The organism is Neobacillus niacini (genome assembly GCF_030817595.1).
Taxonomy (GTDB): domain Bacteria; phylum Bacillota; class Bacilli; order Bacillales; family Cytobacillaceae; genus Neobacillus; species Neobacillus niacini_G.
Genome location: NZ_JAUSZN010000001.1, coordinates 3107730 through 3129414, shown reverse-complemented (window position 1 = coordinate 3129414; position 21685 = coordinate 3107730). Strand labels below are relative to the sequence as shown.

General features: G+C 37.2%; 20 protein-coding genes and 1 pseudogene. 15 read left to right on the top strand and 6 right to left on the bottom strand.

Going from position 1 to position 21685, the window contains the following annotated elements:
* The first annotated feature begins 8 nt into the window (after positions 1–8).
* A complete protein-coding gene (proC, locus tag QFZ31_RS14975) occupies positions 9–812 on the top strand; it encodes a pyrroline-5-carboxylate reductase (protein ID WP_307303976.1) in 804 nt (267 codons plus the stop codon).
* Positions 813–1027: 215 nt separating this feature from the next.
* On the opposite strand, the gene QFZ31_RS14970 is transcribed toward proC, so the two are convergent.
* On the bottom strand, positions 1028–1582 hold the full coding sequence (locus tag QFZ31_RS14970) for a YitT family protein (protein ID WP_179598148.1): 555 nt from the start codon (positions 1580–1582) through the stop codon (positions 1028–1030).
* A gap of 223 nt (positions 1583–1805) precedes the next feature.
* Between QFZ31_RS14970 and QFZ31_RS14965 the strand changes: the two genes are divergently transcribed.
* Positions 1806–2105: a hypothetical protein gene (locus QFZ31_RS14965; RefSeq protein ID WP_307303972.1), complete on the top strand. Its 300-nt coding sequence runs from the start codon at positions 1806–1808 to the stop codon at positions 2103–2105.
* 53 nt (positions 2106–2158) lie between these two features.
* On the opposite strand, the pseudogene QFZ31_RS14960 reads toward QFZ31_RS14965, so the two are convergent.
* A pseudogene (locus tag QFZ31_RS14960) lies at positions 2159–3153 on the bottom strand (anion permease).
* A gap of 11 nt (positions 3154–3164) precedes the next feature.
* Positions 3165–3779 carry a DUF47 domain-containing protein gene (locus QFZ31_RS14955; RefSeq protein ID WP_307303970.1) on the bottom strand — a complete coding sequence of 205 codons (615 nt, stop codon included), beginning with the start codon at positions 3777–3779 and terminating at the stop codon, positions 3165–3167.
* 318 nt (positions 3780–4097) lie between these two features.
* Between QFZ31_RS14955 and QFZ31_RS14950 the strand changes: the two genes are divergently transcribed.
* Positions 4098–4352: a GlsB/YeaQ/YmgE family stress response membrane protein gene (locus QFZ31_RS14950; RefSeq protein WP_179598013.1), complete on the top strand. Its 255-nt coding sequence runs from the start codon at positions 4098–4100 to the stop codon at positions 4350–4352.
* 46 nt (positions 4353–4398) lie between these two features.
* On the opposite strand, the gene QFZ31_RS14945 is transcribed toward QFZ31_RS14950, so the two are convergent.
* Entirely contained in the window at positions 4399–5316 is a 918-nt protein-coding gene (locus QFZ31_RS14945) for an RluA family pseudouridine synthase (RefSeq protein WP_307303967.1), read from the bottom strand.
* Positions 5317–5451: 135 nt separating this feature from the next.
* On the opposite strand from QFZ31_RS14945, the gene QFZ31_RS14940 reads away from it, so the two are divergent.
* Both QFZ31_RS14940 and QFZ31_RS14935 read left to right on the top strand, forming a co-directional pair.
* Positions 5452–5838, top strand: coding sequence for a YhcU family protein (locus QFZ31_RS14940; protein ID WP_307303965.1), 387 nt, complete (start codon positions 5452–5454; stop codon positions 5836–5838).
* A 156-nt stretch (positions 5839–5994) separates the two neighbouring features.
* Positions 5995–7737 (top strand): phospho-sugar mutase, encoded by a 1743-nt coding sequence (locus QFZ31_RS14935; RefSeq protein ID WP_307303964.1) that lies wholly within the window; start codon positions 5995–5997, stop codon positions 7735–7737.
* Positions 7738–7891: 154 nt separating this feature from the next.
* On the opposite strand, the gene QFZ31_RS14930 is transcribed toward QFZ31_RS14935, so the two are convergent.
* Positions 7892–8143, bottom strand: a complete 252-nt coding sequence (locus QFZ31_RS14930) for a YhdB family protein (protein WP_179598007.1) — start codon at positions 8141–8143, stop codon at positions 7892–7894.
* A gap of 155 nt (positions 8144–8298) precedes the next feature.
* Between QFZ31_RS14930 and QFZ31_RS14925 the strand changes: the two genes are divergently transcribed.
* From QFZ31_RS14925 to QFZ31_RS14895, 7 genes are all read left to right on the top strand, one after another.
* The gene (locus QFZ31_RS14925; protein WP_307303963.1) at positions 8299–9294 is read left to right on the top strand and encodes a M14 family zinc carboxypeptidase; all 996 of its coding nucleotides are present in this window, start codon (positions 8299–8301) and stop codon (positions 9292–9294) included.
* An 80-nt stretch (positions 9295–9374) separates the two neighbouring features.
* Positions 9375–10787: a SpoVR family protein gene (locus QFZ31_RS14920; protein ID WP_307303961.1), complete on the top strand. Its 1413-nt coding sequence runs from the start codon at positions 9375–9377 to the stop codon at positions 10785–10787.
* A 416-nt stretch (positions 10788–11203) separates the two neighbouring features.
* On the top strand, positions 11204–12091 hold the full coding sequence (locus QFZ31_RS14915; RefSeq protein ID WP_307303959.1) for a DUF2877 domain-containing protein: 888 nt from the start codon (positions 11204–11206) through the stop codon (positions 12089–12091).
* Entirely contained in the window at positions 12085–13632 is a 1548-nt protein-coding gene (gene fdrA / locus QFZ31_RS14910) for an acyl-CoA synthetase FdrA (protein WP_307303957.1), read from the top strand. The genes QFZ31_RS14915 and fdrA overlap by 7 nt, the downstream gene beginning before the upstream one ends.
* 2 nt (positions 13633–13634) lie before the next feature.
* Positions 13635–15062 carry a DUF1116 domain-containing protein gene (locus QFZ31_RS14905; protein WP_307303956.1) on the top strand — a complete coding sequence of 476 codons (1428 nt, stop codon included), beginning with the start codon at positions 13635–13637 and terminating at the stop codon, positions 15060–15062.
* 546 nt (positions 15063–15608) lie between these two features.
* Positions 15609–15971, top strand: a complete 363-nt coding sequence (locus QFZ31_RS14900) for a hypothetical protein (RefSeq protein WP_307303954.1) — start codon at positions 15609–15611, stop codon at positions 15969–15971.
* Between the two features lie 91 nt (positions 15972–16062).
* On the top strand, positions 16063–16512 hold the full coding sequence (locus QFZ31_RS14895) for a nucleoside deaminase (RefSeq protein ID WP_307303952.1): 450 nt from the start codon (positions 16063–16065) through the stop codon (positions 16510–16512).
* A 78-nt stretch (positions 16513–16590) separates the two neighbouring features.
* On the opposite strand, the gene QFZ31_RS14890 is transcribed toward QFZ31_RS14895, so the two are convergent.
* Positions 16591–17460 carry an alpha/beta hydrolase gene (locus QFZ31_RS14890; protein ID WP_307303950.1) on the bottom strand — a complete coding sequence of 290 codons (870 nt, stop codon included), beginning with the start codon at positions 17458–17460 and terminating at the stop codon, positions 16591–16593.
* A gap of 403 nt (positions 17461–17863) precedes the next feature.
* Here QFZ31_RS14890 and QFZ31_RS14885 point away from each other — a divergent pair, with 403 nt between their 5' ends.
* From QFZ31_RS14885 to arcC, 3 genes are all read left to right on the top strand, one after another.
* Positions 17864–19411, top strand: a complete 1548-nt coding sequence (locus QFZ31_RS14885; protein ID WP_307303947.1) for a xanthine permease — start codon at positions 17864–17866, stop codon at positions 19409–19411.
* Positions 19412–19512: 101 nt separating this feature from the next.
* A complete protein-coding gene (locus QFZ31_RS14880; protein ID WP_307303944.1) occupies positions 19513–20694 on the top strand; it encodes a tetratricopeptide repeat protein in 1182 nt (393 codons plus the stop codon).
* The gene (arcC, locus tag QFZ31_RS14875; protein ID WP_307303943.1) at positions 20691–21668 is read left to right on the top strand and encodes a carbamate kinase; all 978 of its coding nucleotides are present in this window, start codon (positions 20691–20693) and stop codon (positions 21666–21668) included. Before QFZ31_RS14880 ends, arcC begins: the two co-directional genes overlap by 4 nt.
* Positions 21669–21685: the final 17 nt, after the last annotated feature.

Genomic DNA, 21685 nt, shown 5'->3' with positions numbered 1-21685 from the left:
GCAATTGTTTGAATAAAAAAATCGGCTTTATCGGTGCAGGAAAAATGGCTCAAGCAATGCTAGAAGGAATCCTAAAATCCAAGATGATTCCAAAAGAAAATATTATCGCCAGCGCTAAAACAGAAGGAACTCTTGAAAAAATCGAATCTAACTATCAAATACGAACGACCCAAAATAATCAAGACGTAGCGAGGTTTGCAGATATTTTGATTCTAGCTGTAAAACCTGACCAGCATTCGAACGTTATTCAGGAGATAAAGAATGACGTTCACTCTGACTCAATAATTATAACTATAGCAGCTGGAATTACATTGGATGATATTGAAAGAGAGTTTGGTGTTAATGTAAAAGCAATCAGGACAATGCCAAACACTCCTTCCTTGGTCGGCGAAGGCATGACAGCTATTTGTTCGAATGAGAGGCTCAATGAGGAAGAGGTATTAGAAGTTGAACTTCTCTTTCATACGTTTGGAAAAACAGAGAGCCTGGATGAAAGATTAATGGATGCTGTCCCAGCGATAAGTGGTTCATCCCCAGCCTATGTCTATATGATGATAGAAGCGATGGCGGACGGAGGAGTTAAGCAGGGAATTCCTAGGGATAAAGCATATCGACTTGCCGCACAGGCAGTCCTTGGAGCAGCTAAAATGGTACTCGAAACAGACAGACACCCAGGAGAACTAAAAGATAATGTTTGTACACCAGGAGGAGCGACCATAGAAGCCGTAGCTGAGCTCGAAAAGAGACAATTTCGAGGTTCCGTATTGGCCGCCATGGAAAGCTGTACAAGAAAGGTAAAGTCATTACAGTAACATTCAAAGTAAGAACCTACGACTCCGGCGTAGGTTCATTTATTTTTTAAGGTAACTCTAGTAATTAAGACAAATCCTTCTATTAGCCTTGTGAGATTTGTCCTCAAGACCCATTATTGAGGACAAAACTTTCAGTAGCCTTGTGAGAATTGTCCTCAAGACCCATTATTAAGGGCAAATCCTTTAATAGCCTTGTGAGATTTATTCTTAAGACCCTAATATGGTTCAGGTTTTCTAATCACTGTCAGTGAAGTCATTAAACCTACAAAGATAATGGTTACTAGTGAATAAAAGAATTTTTCTAAACCTACGACTTGAATCCCGCTAGTAATGACAAGTCCGTCAATCAGAAATATAATAATCCCAATATTAACAGAAGTAAATTTAGTAATTATCTGGGCTAGTAAATCAGTTCCACCCGTGCTTGTATCATAACGGAGCATTAAACCAATACCAACTCCTACCAGAATACCTCCAATAATGGTACTAGGAAAAATACCAATCTGGATTTTTCCATTGATAAATGAAAGTAAATCTATGCAAAAAGAAGAGATTATGAGGCCGTGCAGACTGTAGTAAAAGTACCGTCTTTCAAAAAACCATGCCAAGATATAGAGAGGAAGACTTAGTACAATCATAGTAAGACCTGTAGGCCATCCGTAAAAATAATGAAAGATTAACCCTAAACCTATCACCCCGCCATCGAGCAGATGATAAGGAACCAAAAACCCATTTACTCCGAGACTTAATAGTAAGCTGCCAATCAGCATCGCAATAATTTTTTGTTTCAATGAAAATCACCCCAAACTTGTCCCTACATACAAAGTATGAATAGGAATTTTATTTAGAAGTATTGAAAATAAAAAAGGATTATCGAACAAAACCGTTCTGTTATAGATGTTGTATGGTGACAGAGTATAAGGAGTATACTTAACGTATGGTATAATAGGATGAGGTTATAAGTTTTTTTGGCAAAAATCAGGGAGGTATATGATGCTGCAAGACGATTATGAATTATTGCTGAAACGTACGCTTGAGGTTGCTCCGGATTGGCTCATAAGTGACATACAAGATATTTTGAAAAATGAAGGGAGACATACCGGAGTAAGTTATGTCATTTCCCAGCTACACGATAGATATAGCTTTAGTTTCAGACACATTTTGTCAGCAATTAATTTTTCAGATGAATGGACAATGGTTTCAAGAGAACGGCTAAGTTTTATTGATAATAATATTGAAGTTATCGTCGCTTTGTATAATGATTTTAAAGGCAAAATAGGTAAAAATGAATAAAAAAAGAGCAATACAATTCCTCTTCAATGAATTTGTATTGCTCTTTTTTTATTTTAAAAGAAAAGATTTAAGATAAAATAACAAATTGCTGCTATACCTGCTGAAATCGGAAGCGTAATAACCCAAGTGATTAGCATTCTTTGAGCCGTATCCCATTTAACTCCTTTTAATCGGTGTGAGGCACCTACCCCTAAGATACCGGAAGAAATAACATGGGTTGTACTAACGGGAACATGTAGCCAAGTTGCACCAAATATTACTGCTGCACCGGTCAAATCTGCCGCTACCCCCCGTTTATTGGACGAATTTTCATGATTTTTCCGCCGACGGTTTTAATAATTTTCCATCCTCCAACGGAAGTACCAAGTCCCATTGCCGTGGCACAAGCAAATTGTACCCAGAATGGAACTTCAGCATTCGCACCAAGATAACCGTTGGAAATGAGAGCCATTGTGATAATCCCCATTGCCTTTTGGGCGTCATTCGTTCCATGTGAATAAGATTGCAGGGCTGCAGTCGCTATTTGCATATAACGAAAATTCCGATTGGTCTTCGCTAAATTAGCATTCTTAAACACCACTTTAAAAATACTGTAAACAATATAACCTACAGCAAAGGCCAAGATTGGTGAAAGAATAAGGGCTTGGATAATTTTTAAGAAACCACTGTAGTTAAGTGCACCAAAACCAGCAGATGCAAGTGCAGCACCGGCAATAGACCCAATGATTGCATGTGATGAACTGCTCGGAATGCCGTAATACCAAGTTAACAGGTTCCAAAATATGGCTGATATTAGTGCGGCTAAAATAACCACTGAGCCATTTTCAAGCGTAAAAGGGTCAACAATGTCCTTAGAAATGGATTTCGCTACGCCGGTAAATGTCATCGCACCTACAAAGTTCATAATCGCTGCTAAGAGTATAGCCTGCCTAGGTCTTAGTGCCTTTGTTGAAACAGAGGTAGCAATTGAGTTAGCAGTATCGTGGAACCCATTAATGAAGTCAAATGCAAGAGCAGCAATGACAACTAAAATAATTAAAATTTCCATTTGTTAGCTCCTTATGCATTTTTCATGATGATGGTTTCAAGTGTATTTGCAACGGATTGACAGCTGTCTGCAATGTCCTCAAGATTTTCATAAATTTCCTTGTACTGAATAATTCTGATTGGATCTTTTTCTACTGTAAATAATTGCTTAATCGACTGACGCAGGATATTATCACATTTGGATTCATAATCTTTTATTTTAATCGCATGTTCTCTCATTTGAGGAAGTTTCTTATTCGCTAATAATTCCATCGCTTCATCAATTTCATGGACACTTGATTTTAACGCATCAACAAATTGGAGCATAAAATCATCTGCTTGAGTGATTGAGTACATTTCAAACAATGCTGCTGTCGCTTCTAGACCGTCTAGGACGTCATCCATGCTGTTTGCTAGATGAAGAATGTCCTCACGTTCAATTGGCGTGATAAATGCATCATTTAATTGTTTAATCACCTCATGGACATAGGAATCTCCCTTTGTTTCAATTTCTTTCATTTTTTCAGAGAAGATTTTCAAATCACTTATATTTTTTAATTTATAATCAGCAAAGTAATTCGCGCCTTCCTTTAAGTTAGAAGAAATATTACTTAGTAGTGCTGAAAATTTATCAACCTTTTTTGCCATTTTTGAATCCTCCTAAATAGTATGTAAAAAGTTTTTACACTAACGGACAACATTTTACCGAAAATAGACAAAAAAATCATAAAAAGTTAACCTAATTTACAAAAACTTAACAAAAGAATTTTCCGAAAATTGTTATAAGGACCGTATTCATTGTTTTTTTAATATCTCCAGAACAAAATAGTAATATGTATCGACAAAAACCTGGGGATCTAACTACGAATAAAAAACAAAAAAATGGGTACTTTAATCGTACACGGCAACTAATTTTATTATAAAACCGTGTTATAAATTGAATAATCACAAAAAGGAGTGTTCAGAATGAGTTTCATATGGGCATTAATTGTCGGTGGTGTGATTGGCTGGTTAGCTGGTCTTATTGTAGGAAGAAATATTCCAGGCGGCATTATTGGTAATATAATTGCTGGGTTTGTTGGCGCATGGCTCGGTACTTTACTATTAGGAGATTGGGGGCCAAATGTTGCCGATTTTGCAATTATCCCCGCTATCATTGGATCTGTAGCATTGGTATTCCTATTATCATTAGTAATGCGCGCATTTAGAAAAGCAGACTAGTAAAAAATATGAAAGACCTCCTAGACAGGAGGTCTTTTAAAATGACTTATAAGCTATAAACATCAATATTTTTGAAGATAGGTGGCTGATCGATAAATGGAGCATAACAGCTAATGTTTTCACCAGTAATAGGGTGTGTGAAATCTAATTTTGCTGCATGTAATGCCTGCCTCTTGTATAACGGTTTCCCGCCATATAATGTATCGCCTACTAAAGGATGTCCTATGTGACTTAAATGAACGCGTATTTGGTGTGTTCTCCCCGTTTCAAGCCAGCATTTGACATAAGAATGATCTTTTTCCTCTTTAATAACTTGATAATGTGTAGTGGCCGCTTGCCCAGAGGTTGAAACGCGTCTTCTGGTTGCGTGGTGCCTGTCGCGTCCAATTGGCTCGCATATTTTCCCTTTCTTCTTTTTTATATGACCATCGACGATTGCCAGGTACGTTCTCTTTATTTGATGTTTTTCAAGCATTCTGTCTAAGATGGCACCAGATAATGCGTGTTTTGCAAACAGGATCGCACCTGTCGTATCCTTGTCTAGACGGTGTACTTGACGCACCGACACTTTTTCACCGTTTGACTGTACATGAAATTGTGCAGCATGTAACAGTGTATTTTTATCATTTTCATCATTCGGATGTGTACTCATATTAGCTGGTTTATTAAAAACAATCACATGGTCGTCTTCGTATAGGACCTGTATATCATAGAAAAAGTCCAGTAGGATTGGAGGTGCCGCTTCCTCAAATAGTTTAATTAGAACCTTATCCCCGTTTTTAAGAGGAATATTCCAATTTGCTTTCATCCCATTTACTAAAACGTTATGTTCCATCCGGAATTGATGGGTTAGCTTCTTAGGCACCTCCCATTCCGTACGAAATATATCCTCAATGGTTTTTCCTTCCCAAACTCTTGGTGTAATCATTTCCATCCAATTGCCTTTACGCGTTGTTTTTAACATTTTTTCTCCTTTTATCTTGAGATTTCTCCAGTATATACCGTGGTTATAATTACCACCGAACATTCATCCACAAATATGCTATTCTTATGTATATATATTACGATAGATTATTGCTATCGCAAAGGTGGGTTACAAGTGAAAATTGTTTTTGCCTCGACACCGGGTCAAGAAGAAGAAATTTGTGAACTTGTGAGGTATATCTATTCAACTGTTTTTCCACTCTATTTTACGGATAAGGAAATTAGTGAGTTTGAACAATTAAGAGTATTGCATACCCCAGAAGACTTTAATACTCTAAAGGATGCCTTTCAAGTAATGGCAAGTATGCAAACAGTAATATCAATACTAGAGTCTCCAACTCTTGATGATCAGTATGCTGCATTATTTAATAAGAATGTAACTAATCTACAAGAATTTGGTCTTTTCTTTCCGTTTGAGTTTGAACAATTTGTTGAAGCAAAAAATATGAAAAACAGTGTATTTAGTATTTATACCAAAGCAGCTAATGAACTACTTGTTTAATATGGAAAAAAATGTCTGCGGATTGCAGGCATTTTTTTTATGTAAAATTACTAATTACCCTAGGAAATAACAGAGATTCAATATAAAATAAAAAGCAGTGTAAGTTTATTGGAAATTCAAGCAATAGGAATAAGAAACAACAGGGAGGATTTAGTCATGAATTGGAAAGAAAATGCAAACAGATGGATAGAATACTCTGGTTTAAATCAAGAGTTAAAACAGCAGCTTGAAGTAATTAAGAACGATGAAAAACAACTTGAGGAAGTTTTTTATAAAAATCTTGAATTTGGTACTGGCGGAATGCGTGGAGAGATTGGCGTAGGAACCAATCGGATGAATGTATATACTGTTCGTAAAGCTTCCGCTGGATTAGCAGCTTACATAGAAGAGCAAGGCAATGAGGCAAAACAAAAGGGTGTAGTAATCGCCTATGATTCACGACATAAGTCTCCTGAGTTTTGTATGGAGGCAGCTAGAACACTTGCAACAAAAGGGATCAAAACTTACGTATTTGATGAATTAAGACCAACACCGGAATTATCATTTGCCTTAAGGTATTTGAATGCCTTTTCGGGGATTGTCATAACCGCAAGCCATAACCCGCCAGAATACAATGGCTACAAAGTATATGGTTCTGATGGCGGTCAACTGCCTCCAGATGCAGCCGACGAGGTAATTGCAAGAGTCAACGAAATTGAAAATGAATTGTTGATAGAAGTAGATACTGAAGAAAACCTCAGAGCCCTAGGGTTAATTAATACCATTGGTGCAGAAATTGACCAAGCTTATATTGAAAAATTAAAAACCATTTCTGAAAACCCATCGATTTCAAATGAAACAGATGTAAAAATTGTGTTTACACCTTTACATGGCACAGCCAATAAACCAGTTCGCCAAGCTTTGGCTGCATTGGGCTATACAAACGTAAGAGTTGTAAAGGAACAGGAACTGCCAGACCCAGAGTTTTCAACAGTAAAAAGTCCAAATCCAGAAGAACATGCTGCATTTGAACTAGCCATTAGAGATGGTAAAAAAGTGGGTGCAGACCTGCTGATTGGAACAGACCCAGATGCAGACCGGTTAGGGATTGCTGTTCTTAACCCAGAAGGAGAGTATGTAGTACTAACTGGGAACCAAACAGGAGCACTACTGTTAGATTACATCCTTTCACAAAAGCAAAGTAAAGGGACTCTTCCTTCCAATGGAGTAGTGCTAAAAACGATTGTTACATCAGAAATAGGCAGAAAAATTGCCCAGGACTATAAATTAGACACAATTGATGTTCTTACTGGCTTTAAATTTATTGCAGAAAAGATTAAGGAGTATGAGTACACAGGTGAGCATACTTTCTTGTTTGGTTATGAAGAGAGCTATGGCTATTTAATTGGAGATTTTGCACGTGACAAGGACGCCGTTCAAGCCGCCCTTTTAGCTGTAGAAGTGTGCGCTTTTTATAAAAAACAGGGTATGTCACTTTATGAAGGATTAATGCAAGTATTTGAAAAGTACGGATATTATCAAGAAGGACTTCGATCATTAACTTTAAAGGGTAAAGAAGGTGCAGAACAAATTCAGCGCATTTTAGCTTCTTTCCGATCTGAACCAATTAAGCAGCTTGGTGACTTAACCCTTTCTATGTCTGAAGATTATCTAACAGGGATTCGTCAAACATCCAACGGTGATGAGAAAATCGACTTGCCTAAATCAAATGTATTAAAATATACTTTCACAGACGGCTCATGGGTATGTTTAAGACCATCAGGTACTGAACCGAAAGTTAAATTTTATTTTGGAGTAAACAGTAATAGTTTAGAGGAAAGCAGAAGTAAGTTATCTCAAATTGAAAAGAACTTTATGGGACTGGTAGACGAAAAAGTTAAAATGGTAACAGAAAAATAAATACCTTCTAAACAACTTAGATGTTTAGAAAATGATGGAGTAGAGTGAAAATTATATTAACGATTAAACGGCTTCCCAAAAAGGGAGGCCGTTTTTTGGTGGAATTCTTTGGTCCGGTTTGGTAAATATTTCTCAACAGTATCCACTTGTTTTTTCAGGAAAGACTATACATCGGTAACTCATTATCAGGTTCAACCGTTTCGTTTGCATGGTCGATGTAACGAAGCAGTGAATATAATTTGTTTTCAATGACTGAATAGTCACGTTCAAAGTGATAGGCATGCAGGAATTGCTCTATCCGCTTTGATAAAAATTGGTCTTTTGTTCGTACCATGAGTATTAGCAAATTATCCCATTCAGATCGATGTGTATAATACAAGGCTCGATCATAATCCATTTTATTCATTTGTTTTGTCTCCTCCTTACTAGGAGTTGAGTTTATTTTATGACATTTAGCAAATAACTTTCACAGAAAATGTTGGACAAGCCGAGATTACGCTGTTTTCAACTTTTACCTGTATAACAAGTAAGGGTTTGGTTTTATTTTAACAAGGAGGTCATATGAAGAAGTTATTATTAATTTTGATGTATTTATTTTTACAATTTGAACCGGGTTCAAAGGTAAAGGCTGTCGAGACCACACGTCCTTATTCGTACGGAATACTGAAACAGGATATTTCGAAAATACATCATACCTATAAGGAAGTTGAAGTGAAAGAGATTGGGAAGACCCACTTTGGAAGAACAATCTATGCCATTAAACTTGGTCAAGGAAAGCGAAGTATCGTTCTTATAGGGGCACATCATGGCCGTGAATGGATGACCACCATGCTTTTAATGAAGAAGCTTGAGGGATACGCTAAAGCCTTTCAAGATCAGACCAATTTTGGAAGCCTTTCAACCGATATTTTAAACGATATTTCGATTTGGTTTATTCCAATGCTCAATCCAGATGGTGTTACGATTCAACAAAATACTCTGAATAAATTCCCATATGATCACCAAAAACATCTATTATCCATGAATGAAGGATTAGACAATTTTGAAAGGTGGAAAGCAAACGGGCTAGGGGTTGATTTGAACAGGCAATATCCTGCTGGATGGAAAAAGTTAAAACAACAACCTGATTCCCCTTCTTATCAATTTTTCAAAGGCAGGAAACCCCTAGAAGCTAAAGAGGTAAGGGCATTAACACAATTCATTCGCGAAATCAATCCAGAGATTGCAGTGGCATATCATTCCTCGGGTGAAGAGGTTTTTTGGAAATATCAGAATGGCAAACATCTTCATCGTGATAAACAAATTGCTAAAAAGGTGTCAAAATTGACCGGATATAAGCTTGGTAAGCCGCCTAAACATGCCACAGGAGGAGGATTTACCGATTGGTTTATCACTCACTATCATCGTCCGGCAATAACCATCGAAATTAGTCCACTTGTTGGAGAAACATCCCCGCCGCTGTCACTCTTTGAGACCGAATGGGAAAGAAATAAATATGTGGGACTCACCCTTGCAGAAGAAGCAAAGAATTTGAAAAAAGCCAAAATAAGCAGATAGACTTGTTGTTTTTAACATCTTGTTTCATCATTCCCAGATTTTCTTCATACATTGTGTTAAGAGGAAAAGGGGGAATGGCGATGAATGGGGACGATCGCAAAGCTCTTGAATATGCAATTAGTGAGATTACCGAAATTGCACGAGGCTTTGGTTTAGATTTTTATCCAATGCGATATGAAATTTGCCCAGCAGAAATCATTTACACATTTGGTGCCTATGGAATGCCTACCAGATTTTCACACTGGAGTTTTGGGAAGCAATTTCATAAGATGAAGCTTCATTATGATTTAGGTCTAAGTAAAATATATGAACTTGTTATTAATTCAAATCCTTGTTATGCCTTCTTATTGGATTCCAATTCGCTCATTCAAAACAAATTAATCGTCGCTCACGTACTTGCTCATTGTGATTTCTTTAAGAATAATGTCCGTTTCCAAAATACGAAGCGGGATATGGTTGAAAGCATGGCAGCTACAGCTGAAAGAATTCGCCGTTATGAAATTCAATTTGGGAAAAAGGAAGTTGAGACATTTCTAGACGCCGTACTTGCAATTGATGAACATATTGACCCTTCACTGATGAGACCTAAACTTTCTTGGTCACTTGAAGATGATGTTGAAGATGAAGAAGTCCAACAATCAGCCTCTCCATACGATGATCTGTGGAAGTTAGATGATAAGGACAAAAAGCAGCCGGCTCAGCCAAGAAAAAAACAATTTCCTCCAAGACCTGAAAAGGATTTATTATTGTTTATTGAAACATATAGCAGAGAGCTAACCGATTGGCAGCGAGATATTTTAACGATGATGCGTGAAGAAATGCTTTACTTTTGGCCGCAGCTTGAAACGAAAATTATGAATGAGGGTTGGGCTTCTTATTGGCACCAACGAATAATCAGAGAAATGGACCTAACTAGTGGTGAAGCAATTGAGTTTGCAAAATTAAATGCCGGAGTTGTGCAGCCATCAAAAACAGGAATCAATCCCTATTACCTAGGTATTAAAATTTTTGAGGATATTGAGGAGCGGTATAATAACCCAACAGAGGATATGATCAGAAGAGGGGTTTCGCCTGGTTCTGGCCGAGAGAAGATGTTTGAAGTCCGCGAAGTTGAATCAGATATATCGTTTTTGCGGAACTATTTAAACAAAGACCTTGTAATGAGAGAAGATATGTATCTTTTTCAGAAACAAGGAAGGGATTATAAAATTGTTGATAAAACATGGGAACATGTTCGTGATCAGTTGGTTAATATGCGTGTAAATGGAGGTTTCCCATACATTACTGTCAATGATGGGGACTATTTGAAGAATGGTGAACTTTATTTAAAGCATTGGTATGAAGATGTAGAATTAGATGTCAAATATCTTGAGAAAGTATTACCATATATTCAACAATTATGGGGAAGACCGGTTCACATTGAAACGATGATTGAAGATCGAAGAATGTTGTTTTCATATGATGGAAAAGGCGTTCATCGAAAATATTTGTAGATTTAAAGAAAGTATAGCTAAAGGGAAAAAGGTTAAATTTTAACCTTTTTCCCTTTAATTATTTTATGTGGGTATTTTTACTGGATCCTATTCTCCCTCCCTGTTCTTTGACATAATTTAATCACAATTCATTGTACGATTTGCACAATTGAATGCATGGCTTTTTGGATTTGTTAAACGATGACGGTGTTATGCAATATATCTAAAATAAACATGTAAGCATTTTAGTTTGTTATCTAAAATTGTTCAATGCTCCTATAGACTAACATGTCTTTTTTTAGGGTTTTGCATACAAATTTAATTCCAAATCTGTACTGATTTTATGATAATGCTTACAAACTTTCTTTTTCAAAAGGAGGTTCGATCTACTCAAAGTTAATTTGACTGCATGATTCTGGATTTATGGGGTGTTATTCGTGATAAATGCAATCTCTGGTGATACAGATTTTATAAAGGAATTTAATAACTCGAAATTCACTGGTTTTGTGCATAGTACATTCAATCGGACATTAAATATTAAATGTTTTGAAAATGGGGACTTATATACCATTGCATGCAGCAATCTGGACAACGGCCCTAATACGTTAATCATTGATGTTGATAATATGAAGTCCATAAATATTGTTGTGGATGACCGGGTACATGTTGAGAATAATCTCTTATATATTGGGGATAGGCTCACTATTTCAATTGAAAAGGTCAATATATGGGAAAGTATTTTACCATCCTACACACCTAATGTAGAAATCCTGAAACAAAATGTAATGAAAGTGAAGGAATATATTAACATTCACGGTGTAGGCGGCGGAATAAAAAAGAACTTCATACCCCAAAATCCTTTTGAAGCAGAAGTCTCGAATTTGCTTGAGAAAAGAACTCTTTTACTTTTCAATGAATTAATAAATGATCGAATTTCATCTGCCTTTTCGCATGCGGTTTCACTTGTAGGTCTTGGACCAGGGTTAACTCCTTCTGGGGATGATTTTTTAACTGGATTATTTACCATTTTTAATATGAAAAACAGCCCTTTTTACCCTTACCGATCATTTTGTGAAGATGTTTTAAAGAAAGCAAGAACCTTAACGAATGACATTAGTTACATGACTTTGAAAAAAGCAGCCAATGGTAAAGTGAGAGATTCTATTATTTCATTACTAAACTCGATATTAGTTGAGGATGATCAGGACTTAATTCTCTCATTAAATAAATTATTAAACATAGGTTCTTCATCCGGGACAGATATAGCATATGGCATTGTTTTCGGAATGGAGGCCACTATTAGAGCAGGAGGTAAAGTATGTTAGTACAAGCTTTGATTAAGCCAAACACATATTTCGATTCAGTATCTTTAATGTCGCTTTCCACTAAAGCAAATCAAATTGAAGAAGTGGAACAGGCCATTATTGCTATGGGTACGGAAATGAATAAAGAGGTAATGAAAAATGTCGGTTTACTGACACCTGAAGTAGAGGTAGCGGGGGCAAGTGACTTAATTATTGTTGTTAAAGCAGCAACTGACGAATTATGCGAAACCGCTTTCAAAAAAATAAATGAATTATTTACGAAAAAGAATTCAGGTAAAAAAGGGACAAATGACATTAAATATTCTACTATTTCTTCTGCTGCAGGAAGTAACCCAGAAGCTAATTTAGCCATTATTGCTGTAAATGGTGCTTACGCGGCTAGAGAAGCGAAAAAGGCTCTTGAAAATGATTTACATGTCATGATGTTTAGCGACAATGTAAGCATTGAAGATGAAATTGAATTAAAGAGATTTGCACATGAAAAAGGTTTATTTATGATGGGACCAGACTGTGGAACAGCGATTATCGGCAATACAGCCCTTTGCTTCGCAAATGCGGTTAGAAAAGGAAATATCGGTATTGTTGGAGCATCAGGAACAGGCAGCCAAGAAGTAAGCGTCCGCATTCACGAATTTGGCTTTGGTATCTCGCAATTGATTGGAACAGGCGGTAGAGATTTAAAAGAAGAAGTTGGCGGAATTATGATGCTAGATGGCATTCAGGCACTTGAAGACGATGAAGAGACAAAAGTTATTGTCGTTATTTCCAAGCCACCTGCACCTAGTGTGGAAGAAAAAGTATTAGCGAAAATCAAAACATGTAAAAAACCAGTTGTCGTTTGGTTTGTTGGCGGGAATGAAGAAAAAATAATTGCAGCTGGCGCACATTTTGCGAAAATGTCTAAAGAAGCAGCACTTAAAGCAGTACTATTAGCTGGAGCAGACGAAAGCAAGTTAAACAAGCGTGCATTAAACATCCCACTTATTGAAGAAGTTCGGACAAAGTTAACTTCTGAACAGAAATATGTTCGTGGACTTTTCAGCGGCGGAACTCTGGCAGATGAAGCTATGCATGCAGCAATGGAGAAATTTGATAATGTTTACAGCAATATCCAAAGAAATCCAGAGTATCGTTTAAAGGACCGATATACAAGCCAAGAGCACACTTTCATCGACTTTGGTGATGACGAATACACACAAGGAAAACCACACCCAATGATTGATCCATCTACACGTCTTGCAAGATTTGTTCAGGAGGCAAAAGATCCATCTGTTGGTGCTATCGTAATGGACTTTGTTATAGGTTATGGGGCACATGAAGATCCAGTTGGAGCTTTCCTTCCAGCAATCATTGAAGCGAAACAACAAGCGGAACAAGAAGGTAGACATTTAGAGATAATTGGATATGTTCTTGGAACAGAATTAGATCCGCAAAATTATCAAGAGCAAATTGACAAATTATTAGCTGCAGGAGTAACACATGCCAGCAGCATGCAAAATGCAGGATTATTGGCTAGAGAATTTGTTGTGAAGGGAGAATAGGCATGAGTCGAATTAGCGATTTATTTAAGAGTAAACCACATGTTATTAATGTAGGAATTGAGTCTTTTAAGGATGATTTATTACAACAGGGTGCTGAAGTCATTCATTTAGAATGGACACCTCCGGGCAGAGGAAACCCAGCCTTAATTGCTGCACTTGACAAGTTTGAGAGTCCGGAACTAATGGAAAAAATAGAAGCAGCTAATAGATTAGCAGTCGAAAGAATTATTAATTCTCAACCAGTATTAATTGGATATGATCAAGCTATTAATTGCGTACCAGGTATGACAAAAACAACGATACTTCATGCAGGACCTCCAATTACTTGGGATAAAATGAATGGTCCAATGAAAGGTGCCGTTACTGGTGCAATCGTGTTTGAAGGATTAGCTAAGGATGTAGAAGAAGCAGCCAAACTAGCGGCATCCGGCGAAATTACCTTTTCACCATGTCATGAACATAACTGTGTAGGTTCAATGGCAGGTGTCACATCCGCGTCTATGTTTATGCATATTGTTGAAAATAAAACATATGGCAATATAGCTTATACAAACTTAAGTGAACAATTAGCCAAAATCCTGAGAATGGGTGCAAATGATCAAAGTGTTATTGACCGTTTGATTTGGATGCGAGATGTTTTCGGCCCTATTTTACGGGATGCAATGAAACTAAATCCGAATGGGATTGACTTACGTTTAATGCTTTCACAAGCCCTTCATATGGGTGACGAGTGTCATAACCGCAATGTTGCCGGAACAACATTATTAATCCAAGCTTTAACTCCGTATATTTTACAAACGGATTATACAATCGAACAGAAGAAAGAAGTATTTGATTTCGTTGCAAGCAGTGATTACTTCTCTGGTCCTACTTGGATGGCAATGGCGAAATGTGCACTTGATGCTGCTCATGGCATTGAGAACAGTACAATCGTAACAACTATGGCTCGGAATGGTGTTGAATTCGGTATCCGTGTTAGCGGAATGCCTGGAAACACATGGTTTACTGGCCCTGCACAAAAAGTTATTGGCCCAATGTTTGCAGGTTACAAGCCAGAAGACTCTGGACTTGATATCGGGGACAGCGCGATTACTGAAACATACGGTTTCGGTGGATTTGCGATGGCAACAGCTCCAGCAATCGTTGCATTGGTAGGTGGAACAGTGGAGGATGCTATTGGTTTTTCAACTAGAATGAAGGAAATCACTACAACAGAAAATTCTAACATCACCATTCCATTACTTGATTTCATGGGACTTCCGACAGGAATTGATGTTCGTAAGGTTATCCAAACAGGTATTATGCCGGTCATTAATACGGCGATTGCTCATAAAGATGCAGGTATTGGAATGATAGGGGCAGGAATTACCTATCCTCCAGTTGAAGCCTTTGAAAAAGCAATGCTAGCTTTAAGTGAAAACATTCAATAATATTCAAAAAAAACCCAGCTTTGACCTTAGGCTAGGGAAATGAGACACATAAAAAACACCATTTAGGCTGCCATCTTTCCAAATCTTTTGGAGTGAGGCAGCCTTTTTTTCTGTATTCTATTAATAATTTAGGTTAGCACCTTATTTATTAACTGCTGTACCTCTAGGGTTAGCAAACTACATTTTTAATCTTGAAAACGTTGAAGCTGCTGCTGTTGTTGGGGATGAATACAATACTAGAGACGTTATGCTTACAAACGGTATTTGTTCTGCAATAGGCGGCCTTTGTGGTAACCCATTCCCAGTAACAGTATATGTAGGTCATGCTGGTTGGAAGGAAGTTGGTGCGGGTATAGGTTATTCTATTGCTAGCTCTGCTGGCATATTCCTATTATCGATTTTTAGTCTTATGGGTCTGTTGCTAGCTGTTATCCCGATTGCCGCTATTGTTCCGATGCTCGTGTTTATTGCGATTGTAACAGGACATCAAGCTGTCAAAAACAGTCAGCAATTTGAAATTCCGGTAATCTTTGTCTGTTTCTTCCCATGGGTGCTAACTGGGAGCTTGTTGCTGTTAATAATGCCATTTCAGCTGCTGGTATGTCGGTGGGGACTGGTGCCGATCAAGTTTCTTCACTTGCCCTGCACAATGCCGGACTCTTTTATGATGGCTTGGTTGCCCTTGGTAATGGTGCTCCAATTACTAGTGTTCTATGGGGGTGCATATTTGTATTTATTATCCGTAACACGCCTATTAGGGGAATAATTGCCGCAGTGCTAGGAGCAGCTTTAACTTTTGTTGGTGCAATCCATACAAGCACTATCGGAATTGCACAAACAACTGCTATGCCTTCCGTTTGGGGATATCTACTCATTGCAGGGTTTTTAGCGTATAAACCCTCTATGTAAATAAGAGAGATAATATTGGTCCTGTTACAGAGTAAAAATAAAAATTAGTCTTTCACGAAATGATACTAGTACATTAAGGAGGAATTTTGATATGGATTATATGAAATTAGCTGCAGATGCAACACTTGTTGGTATGGCAAACATAGTTGGTGGACCATTTGGTGCCACAATCGTACGCGGTGATGAAATTATCGCTGTAGTAAGCAACACAATGATGAGAGATACTGACCCATCTGCTCATGCTGAAATGGTTGCTATTCGTGAGGCTTGTAAAAAGTTAGGAACTATGGATTTATCTGATTGTGTTATCTATGCAACTTGTGAACCTTGTCCAATGTGTGTATCCGCTATTATATGGACAGGTATTAAAGAAGTTTATTACTGTAATACGAGTGAAGATGCTGATAAACATGGCTTCTCTGATATGCATTTACGAAAGTACTTAACCGGTGAAGATAAAAGTGTTCTAAAGATGGTTAAAGTAGAGCAAAGAGAAGATTGTGATCATTTGTTTGAGTTTTTCCATAAATCCAATAAATAACAATATATTTATACTATTCAATAGATTCAAACTTAAATTTAAAGGCCCAGTTAAGATTGTTAATCTGCTGGGCTATTTTTAATTCAGGTGAGTTTTTAAAAAATCAATGACTTGTTGAAGTGCATGTTGAACAATCGGATCTTCAAAGTTTTTATCAAATACATGCTCACCATTTGGTATCGTAATAAGTCTTGCTTCAACCGATTGTTTAATAAGGGCTCCCCTCATAAATACAGACTGTTCGTATGGAACATCCGAATCTTTCGTTCCATGTAGTAATAAAGTTGGGGGAAATTCATTTGTAACATTACGATTCGGGCAAAATTGATAGAGTGCTTCTTTATTGTTTGAAAGATTTACACCTGTAATTTCTTCGATCCAAGCCCCATTTTGTCTCGCGTAAACGTAAAATAGAAACCGTTCTTCTACAGACGCCTCAGTTAGTATTTTATCTGTTATAAGTTTGTAAGCAAGTTCCTTAGAAACAATATCCTTTTGACAATAATATTTACTTGGACTTGTTGCCCAACTCCCAACTAGATCCCCGTATCCGTAAAAGGAAACAATTGCACGGGGCTTATGAGTGAAAGTTCCAGCAGTAAGTGCTAAAAAGCCACCGGCAGAACTTCCTACAACTGCAATTTTTGTCGGGTCTATGGAAAATTGTTTTGGTCCTTCTATTTGAATCCAAGGGATTGCATCTTCAATATCCTCAAGAATTTCCGGCAGCTTTGTGGAAGGAGCCAGCCGATAGTCAATTGAAAAAAGTGAGAATCCATTGTTGGTATAAAGTTTGATCATTTCTTCACTTATTTCTTCTCTTGTTCCCCAAATTAACCCGCCACCATGAATATAAATGATGACAGGAGCATTTTCATGGTTAGTTCCATAAAAATCTGCCTTTATTGAGAAATTTACATCTTCTTTATAAATTACAGTTTTCTTCACTTTTATTTACACGTCCTGTCTAATGATTGTTTCAATTAATACTAAAAAAGATAGTCTAATAATGCAATTAAAAGATTGTGTAACATAACAAAATATTCTGCTGTTTTTAAGTTTTTTTAGTCTATTTTCTAAGACATATTTTGTACATAGATTATTGTATAACTTGCCTAAATGAACAGCTTTCTTTTTGGTTTTGGTAGCCAATGACCTAGAAAGGTTTACCTACTAAAATTAAGGATGTAAGGGGTTACCGAATGTTATTATTTCTCTTTTAGATTTATAAAATCTCCAGAGAAAAATAAGATTCTCTGCTACAAAGGAGGCAAATGAAATAAAAGAGTATGCAATAATGTGAACAATTTTTTACATCCAACAAACTAATTCATATTAGAGGTGAAAGGTAATGGATCAAACAATTAAATTTTGGAAAAAAGGGGATTTAGCCGCTTATTTCGGCTTACTCGCTAATAACTTAACCAATCTTCTAACCATGATGTCATTATTAATTTTTGTCGTGGGTATTCCATCAGCAGTCGTTTACGGGAAAATTGCTCCAGCTTTTGGGATGGGGATATTTATCGCAAGTTGTGCGTATGGCTTTTTTGCTTATCGACTAGCTAAAAAAACAGGCAGAACTGATGTAACAGCATTGCCTTCGGGACCAAGTGCACCGTCCATATTCACGGTAACATTTTTAGTTATATTGCCAGTCTATACCCAAACAAAAGATTATGAATTTGCGATTGGCATTGCACTAGTTTGGTGTTTTGTAGAAGCAATGATCCTGGTAGTGGGCTCACTATTAGGAGATACGATTAGAAGAGTCATTCCTAGGACTGTATTATTATCATGTTTGTCTGGTCTTGGACTTTTGTTATTAGCCATGAATCCGATGTTACAAGCTTTTGAAGCACCAATGATTGCTTTTGCAGTGTTAATCATCATTTTTATAAACTGGTTTGGTAAATCACCGGTCTTTGCAAAAATTCCAACAGGGTTTTTATTGCTTGCTGTAGGTACAGGGATTGCTTGGGCTTTAGGTGTAATGGAGCCAGGTGCGATTTCACAATCCTTATCATCTTTTGGATTCAATCCTCCATCTTTAAATATTGATGGTTTTATGCAAGGGTTGCCACATGCCCTTCCGTATTTGGCTTCTGCAATACCACTAGGTCTTTCTAACTATGTGTTTGACTTAGAGAATATTGAAAGTGCCCATACTGCAGGGGATGAATATCAAACAAGACAAGTTATGTTAACAAATGGTATTGCTTCTTGTATTGGTGCATTATTTGGAAATCCATATCCAGTAACTGTATATGTTGGACACCCAGGATGGAAATCAATGGGCGCAGGTATTGGCTATACAGTGGCAACGGGTTTATCAATGTTAATTCTTTCACTTTTTGGTATTGGAGCATTTTTATTAGCGGTCATTCCGATTTATGCCATCGCTCCTATCCTAGTTTATATCGGAGTTGTAACGGCCAACCAAGTGGTTCGTGAAACACCGAAACTCGAAGTACCGGTTATCTTTATTGCATTATTCCCATGGATCGCCAACTGGGCTCTGACTCTTGCTAATAATGTACTTGGTGCAGCAGGAACGGCCGCGGGTACTGTGGGGATTGATAAACTTGCCAGTAAAGGGGTTTATTACGAAGGATTATCTCATTTAGGAAATGGTGCACCGATTGCCAGTCTGTTATGGGGATGTATAGCAATTTTTGCTATCAACGATAAACCGTTACGTGGTGCTGCCGCAGCAGCAGTAGCAGCCGTATTGTCCATCGTAGGATTTATCCACTCCCCAACAGTCGCATTTGCTAAAGGTGCTTCTGTAGAATTTTTCTTTGGCTACCTAATGATTGCAGCTATATTTGTTATCAAATTTATGATGGATCGTAGTAAATCTCAGCCAAAACCTGAATCCGGAAAAAATGCAGCATAATTAAATTTTTCGGAATTCACCTTCGATAGTTAAAGCTCTTCAGGCTTTCGAAGGTGATAATTATTAATCTCGAATAATGGATAAAGGGGAGAATGTTTATAATGGATCAAAACACGGAGCTAATCCAAGCAAGTGAACGTGGAGATATAGAAGCTGTAAAACAATTATTAGAAAATGGAGCAGACGTGGCTTTTAAAGACGCAGATGGCCGAACAGCTTTGATGGCTGCGACACAGAAAAATCAACTTCCTGTCGTAAAACTGTTATTAGAAGCTGACAGTGATGTAAACACGAGAGATATAACACAATTGACACCATTTATTTGTTCTGGTGCTAATGGTTTTCATGAAATTTTAAGCGAAATGCTTCATTATGGAGCAGATTTAAACAGCGTAAACCGATTTGGCGGAACTGCATTATTGCCTTCCAGTGAAAAAGGCTATCTGAAAACCGTACAAAGATGTTTAGAAGCTGGTATCCCTGTCAATCACGCCAACAATTTAGGCTGGTCTGCTCTATTAGAGTCAGTCATTTTGGGTAATGGCGGCCGTCTTTACTCCCTGATAATTGAATTACTTGTAAAAGCTGGTGCGGATGTAAATTTACCAGACAGGGATGGGAAGTCATCACTTCAGCATGCCAAAGAATTAAAACAGGAAAAGGTAGTAAAGATTCTTACGAATGAGTATGTTGAACAAAATGAATATATAAACCGTGCAAAAGCTTTCTTTTTAGATGATAAGTATGAAGAAGCAATCTCAGAAATGAATCAAGCTATCGAGATAGATCCCAATAATCTAGATTATTATTTCTACAAAGGCTATTCTTTGCAAGAACTAAAGCGTTATGATGAAGCCCTCGAAGAATATCAAAAGGCATTAATCCTTAATCCAAATGATCTTGATTATTATTTCTATACCGCTAATTGCCTAAGGTTAATGAAAAAACCAGATGAAGCACTAGCTGAATATGACAAAGCATGTGAATTAGAACCTGCTGAAACATTTTACCGTTACCATAAATCAAATTACCTAAGAGAACTAGGAAGACATGAGGAAGCACTAACCGAAATGGATAAGCTTTTAGCACTTCAGCCAAATAGATATGATTTTTCTTTCCATAAAGCAAACAGCTTGAGGTCCCTCAGAAGGCATGAAGCAGCAATTGAGGCAATTGAAAATGCGATTGCAAACGATCCAGCCAATCCGTTGTATCAATTGCATAAGAACCAATCACTTGAATTATTAAAACAACAATTAGATGTACAGGAGGTAAGTGAATGAGTAATTTAGTAATAGTTGCAATTGGTGGGAACTCTCTAGTTCGGGACAATGGACGCGACTCTGTTCAAGATCAATATGAAGCTGTTCAGGAAACCGCAGTTAATATCGCAGATATGGTTCAAGAAGGATACAATGTAGTTGTGACACATGGAAATGGTCCACAGGTTGGTTTTGGACTTAGAAGATCTGAAATTGCAAGTGAAATTGCAGGTATGACGGATGTGCCACTTGTCAATTGTGTGGCAGATACACAAGGCGGTATTGGATATCAAATTCAACAAGCCTTAACAAACGAATTTATTAAAAGAGGTATGAATAAAAAAGTTGCAACGATCATTACTCAAGTTGAAGTTGACATTAATGATCCGAATTTCGAAAATCCAACTAAACCGGTTGGTTCGTTCTTCACTTTAGAACAAGCAGAAGAAATGAAAATGGAACATCCTGAGTGGACTTTTATGGAAGATTCCGGACGTGGTTATCGTAGAGTGGTTCCATCACCAAAACCAATTGATATTGTTGAAAAAGAAGCCATTAAATCATTGGTAGATGCTGGATACGTTGTGATTGCGGCTGGAGGCGGCGGTATTCCCGTTATAAAGACAAGAGAGAATGAGTATTTGGGTGTTGATGCGGTAATAGATAAAGATTTTGCTACCAGCCTTTTAGCGGAACAAGTCAATGCTGAGACATTAATTATTACAACTGGTGTTCCAAGAGTATGTATTAATTTTGGAAAACCAAATCAATTGGCCTTAGAAAAAATTACTGTTGAAGAGACAAAACAATATGTTCTTGAAAACCACTTTGCACCAGGCAGTATGCTGCCAAAAATTGAGGCTAGCTTAAGCTTCTTAGAAAATGGTGGAAAGAAAGTTGTTATTACAAACCCAGAAAGTTTACAGGATGCGATTAATGAAAAACAAGGTACTCACATTGTCAAATGTTTAAGTAAATCTCATTGTATGCAATAGTAGGTGATAACAGAAGT

Bases quoted from the DNA above. Each gene is read 5' to 3' on its own strand.
- QFZ31_RS14930 (WP_179598007.1), bottom strand. From the start codon at position 8,143: ATGAATAAAATGGATTATGATCGAGCCTTGTATTATACACATCGATCT.
- QFZ31_RS14925 (WP_307303963.1), top strand. From the start codon at position 8,299: ATGAAGAAGTTATTATTAATTTTGATGTATTTATTTTTACAATTTGAA.
- QFZ31_RS14945 (WP_307303967.1), bottom strand. From the start codon at position 5,316: ATGTTAAAAACAACGCGTAAAGGCAATTGGATGGAAATGATTACACCA.
- QFZ31_RS14935 (WP_307303964.1), top strand. From the start codon at position 5,995: ATGAATTGGAAAGAAAATGCAAACAGATGGATAGAATACTCTGGTTTA.
- QFZ31_RS14950 (WP_179598013.1), top strand. From the start codon at position 4,098: ATGAGTTTCATATGGGCATTAATTGTCGGTGGTGTGATTGGCTGGTTA.
- QFZ31_RS14900 (WP_307303954.1), top strand. From the start codon at position 15,609: ATGGGTGCTAACTGGGAGCTTGTTGCTGTTAATAATGCCATTTCAGCT.
- QFZ31_RS14970 (WP_179598148.1), bottom strand. From the start codon at position 1,582: ATGCTGATTGGCAGCTTACTATTAAGTCTCGGAGTAAATGGGTTTTTG.
- QFZ31_RS14920 (WP_307303961.1), top strand. From the start codon at position 9,375: ATGAATGGGGACGATCGCAAAGCTCTTGAATATGCAATTAGTGAGATT.
- QFZ31_RS14905 (WP_307303956.1), top strand. From the start codon at position 13,635: ATGAGTCGAATTAGCGATTTATTTAAGAGTAAACCACATGTTATTAAT.
- fdrA (WP_307303957.1), top strand. From the start codon at position 12,085: ATGTTAGTACAAGCTTTGATTAAGCCAAACACATATTTCGATTCAGTA.
- QFZ31_RS14895 (WP_307303952.1), top strand. From the start codon at position 16,063: ATGGATTATATGAAATTAGCTGCAGATGCAACACTTGTTGGTATGGCA.
- QFZ31_RS14880 (WP_307303944.1), top strand. From the start codon at position 19,513: ATGGATCAAAACACGGAGCTAATCCAAGCAAGTGAACGTGGAGATATA.
- arcC (WP_307303943.1), top strand. From the start codon at position 20,691: ATGAGTAATTTAGTAATAGTTGCAATTGGTGGGAACTCTCTAGTTCGG.
- QFZ31_RS14955 (WP_307303970.1), bottom strand. From the start codon at position 3,779: ATGGCAAAAAAGGTTGATAAATTTTCAGCACTACTAAGTAATATTTCT.
- QFZ31_RS14965 (WP_307303972.1), top strand. From the start codon at position 1,806: ATGCTGCAAGACGATTATGAATTATTGCTGAAACGTACGCTTGAGGTT.
- QFZ31_RS14885 (WP_307303947.1), top strand. From the start codon at position 17,864: ATGGATCAAACAATTAAATTTTGGAAAAAAGGGGATTTAGCCGCTTAT.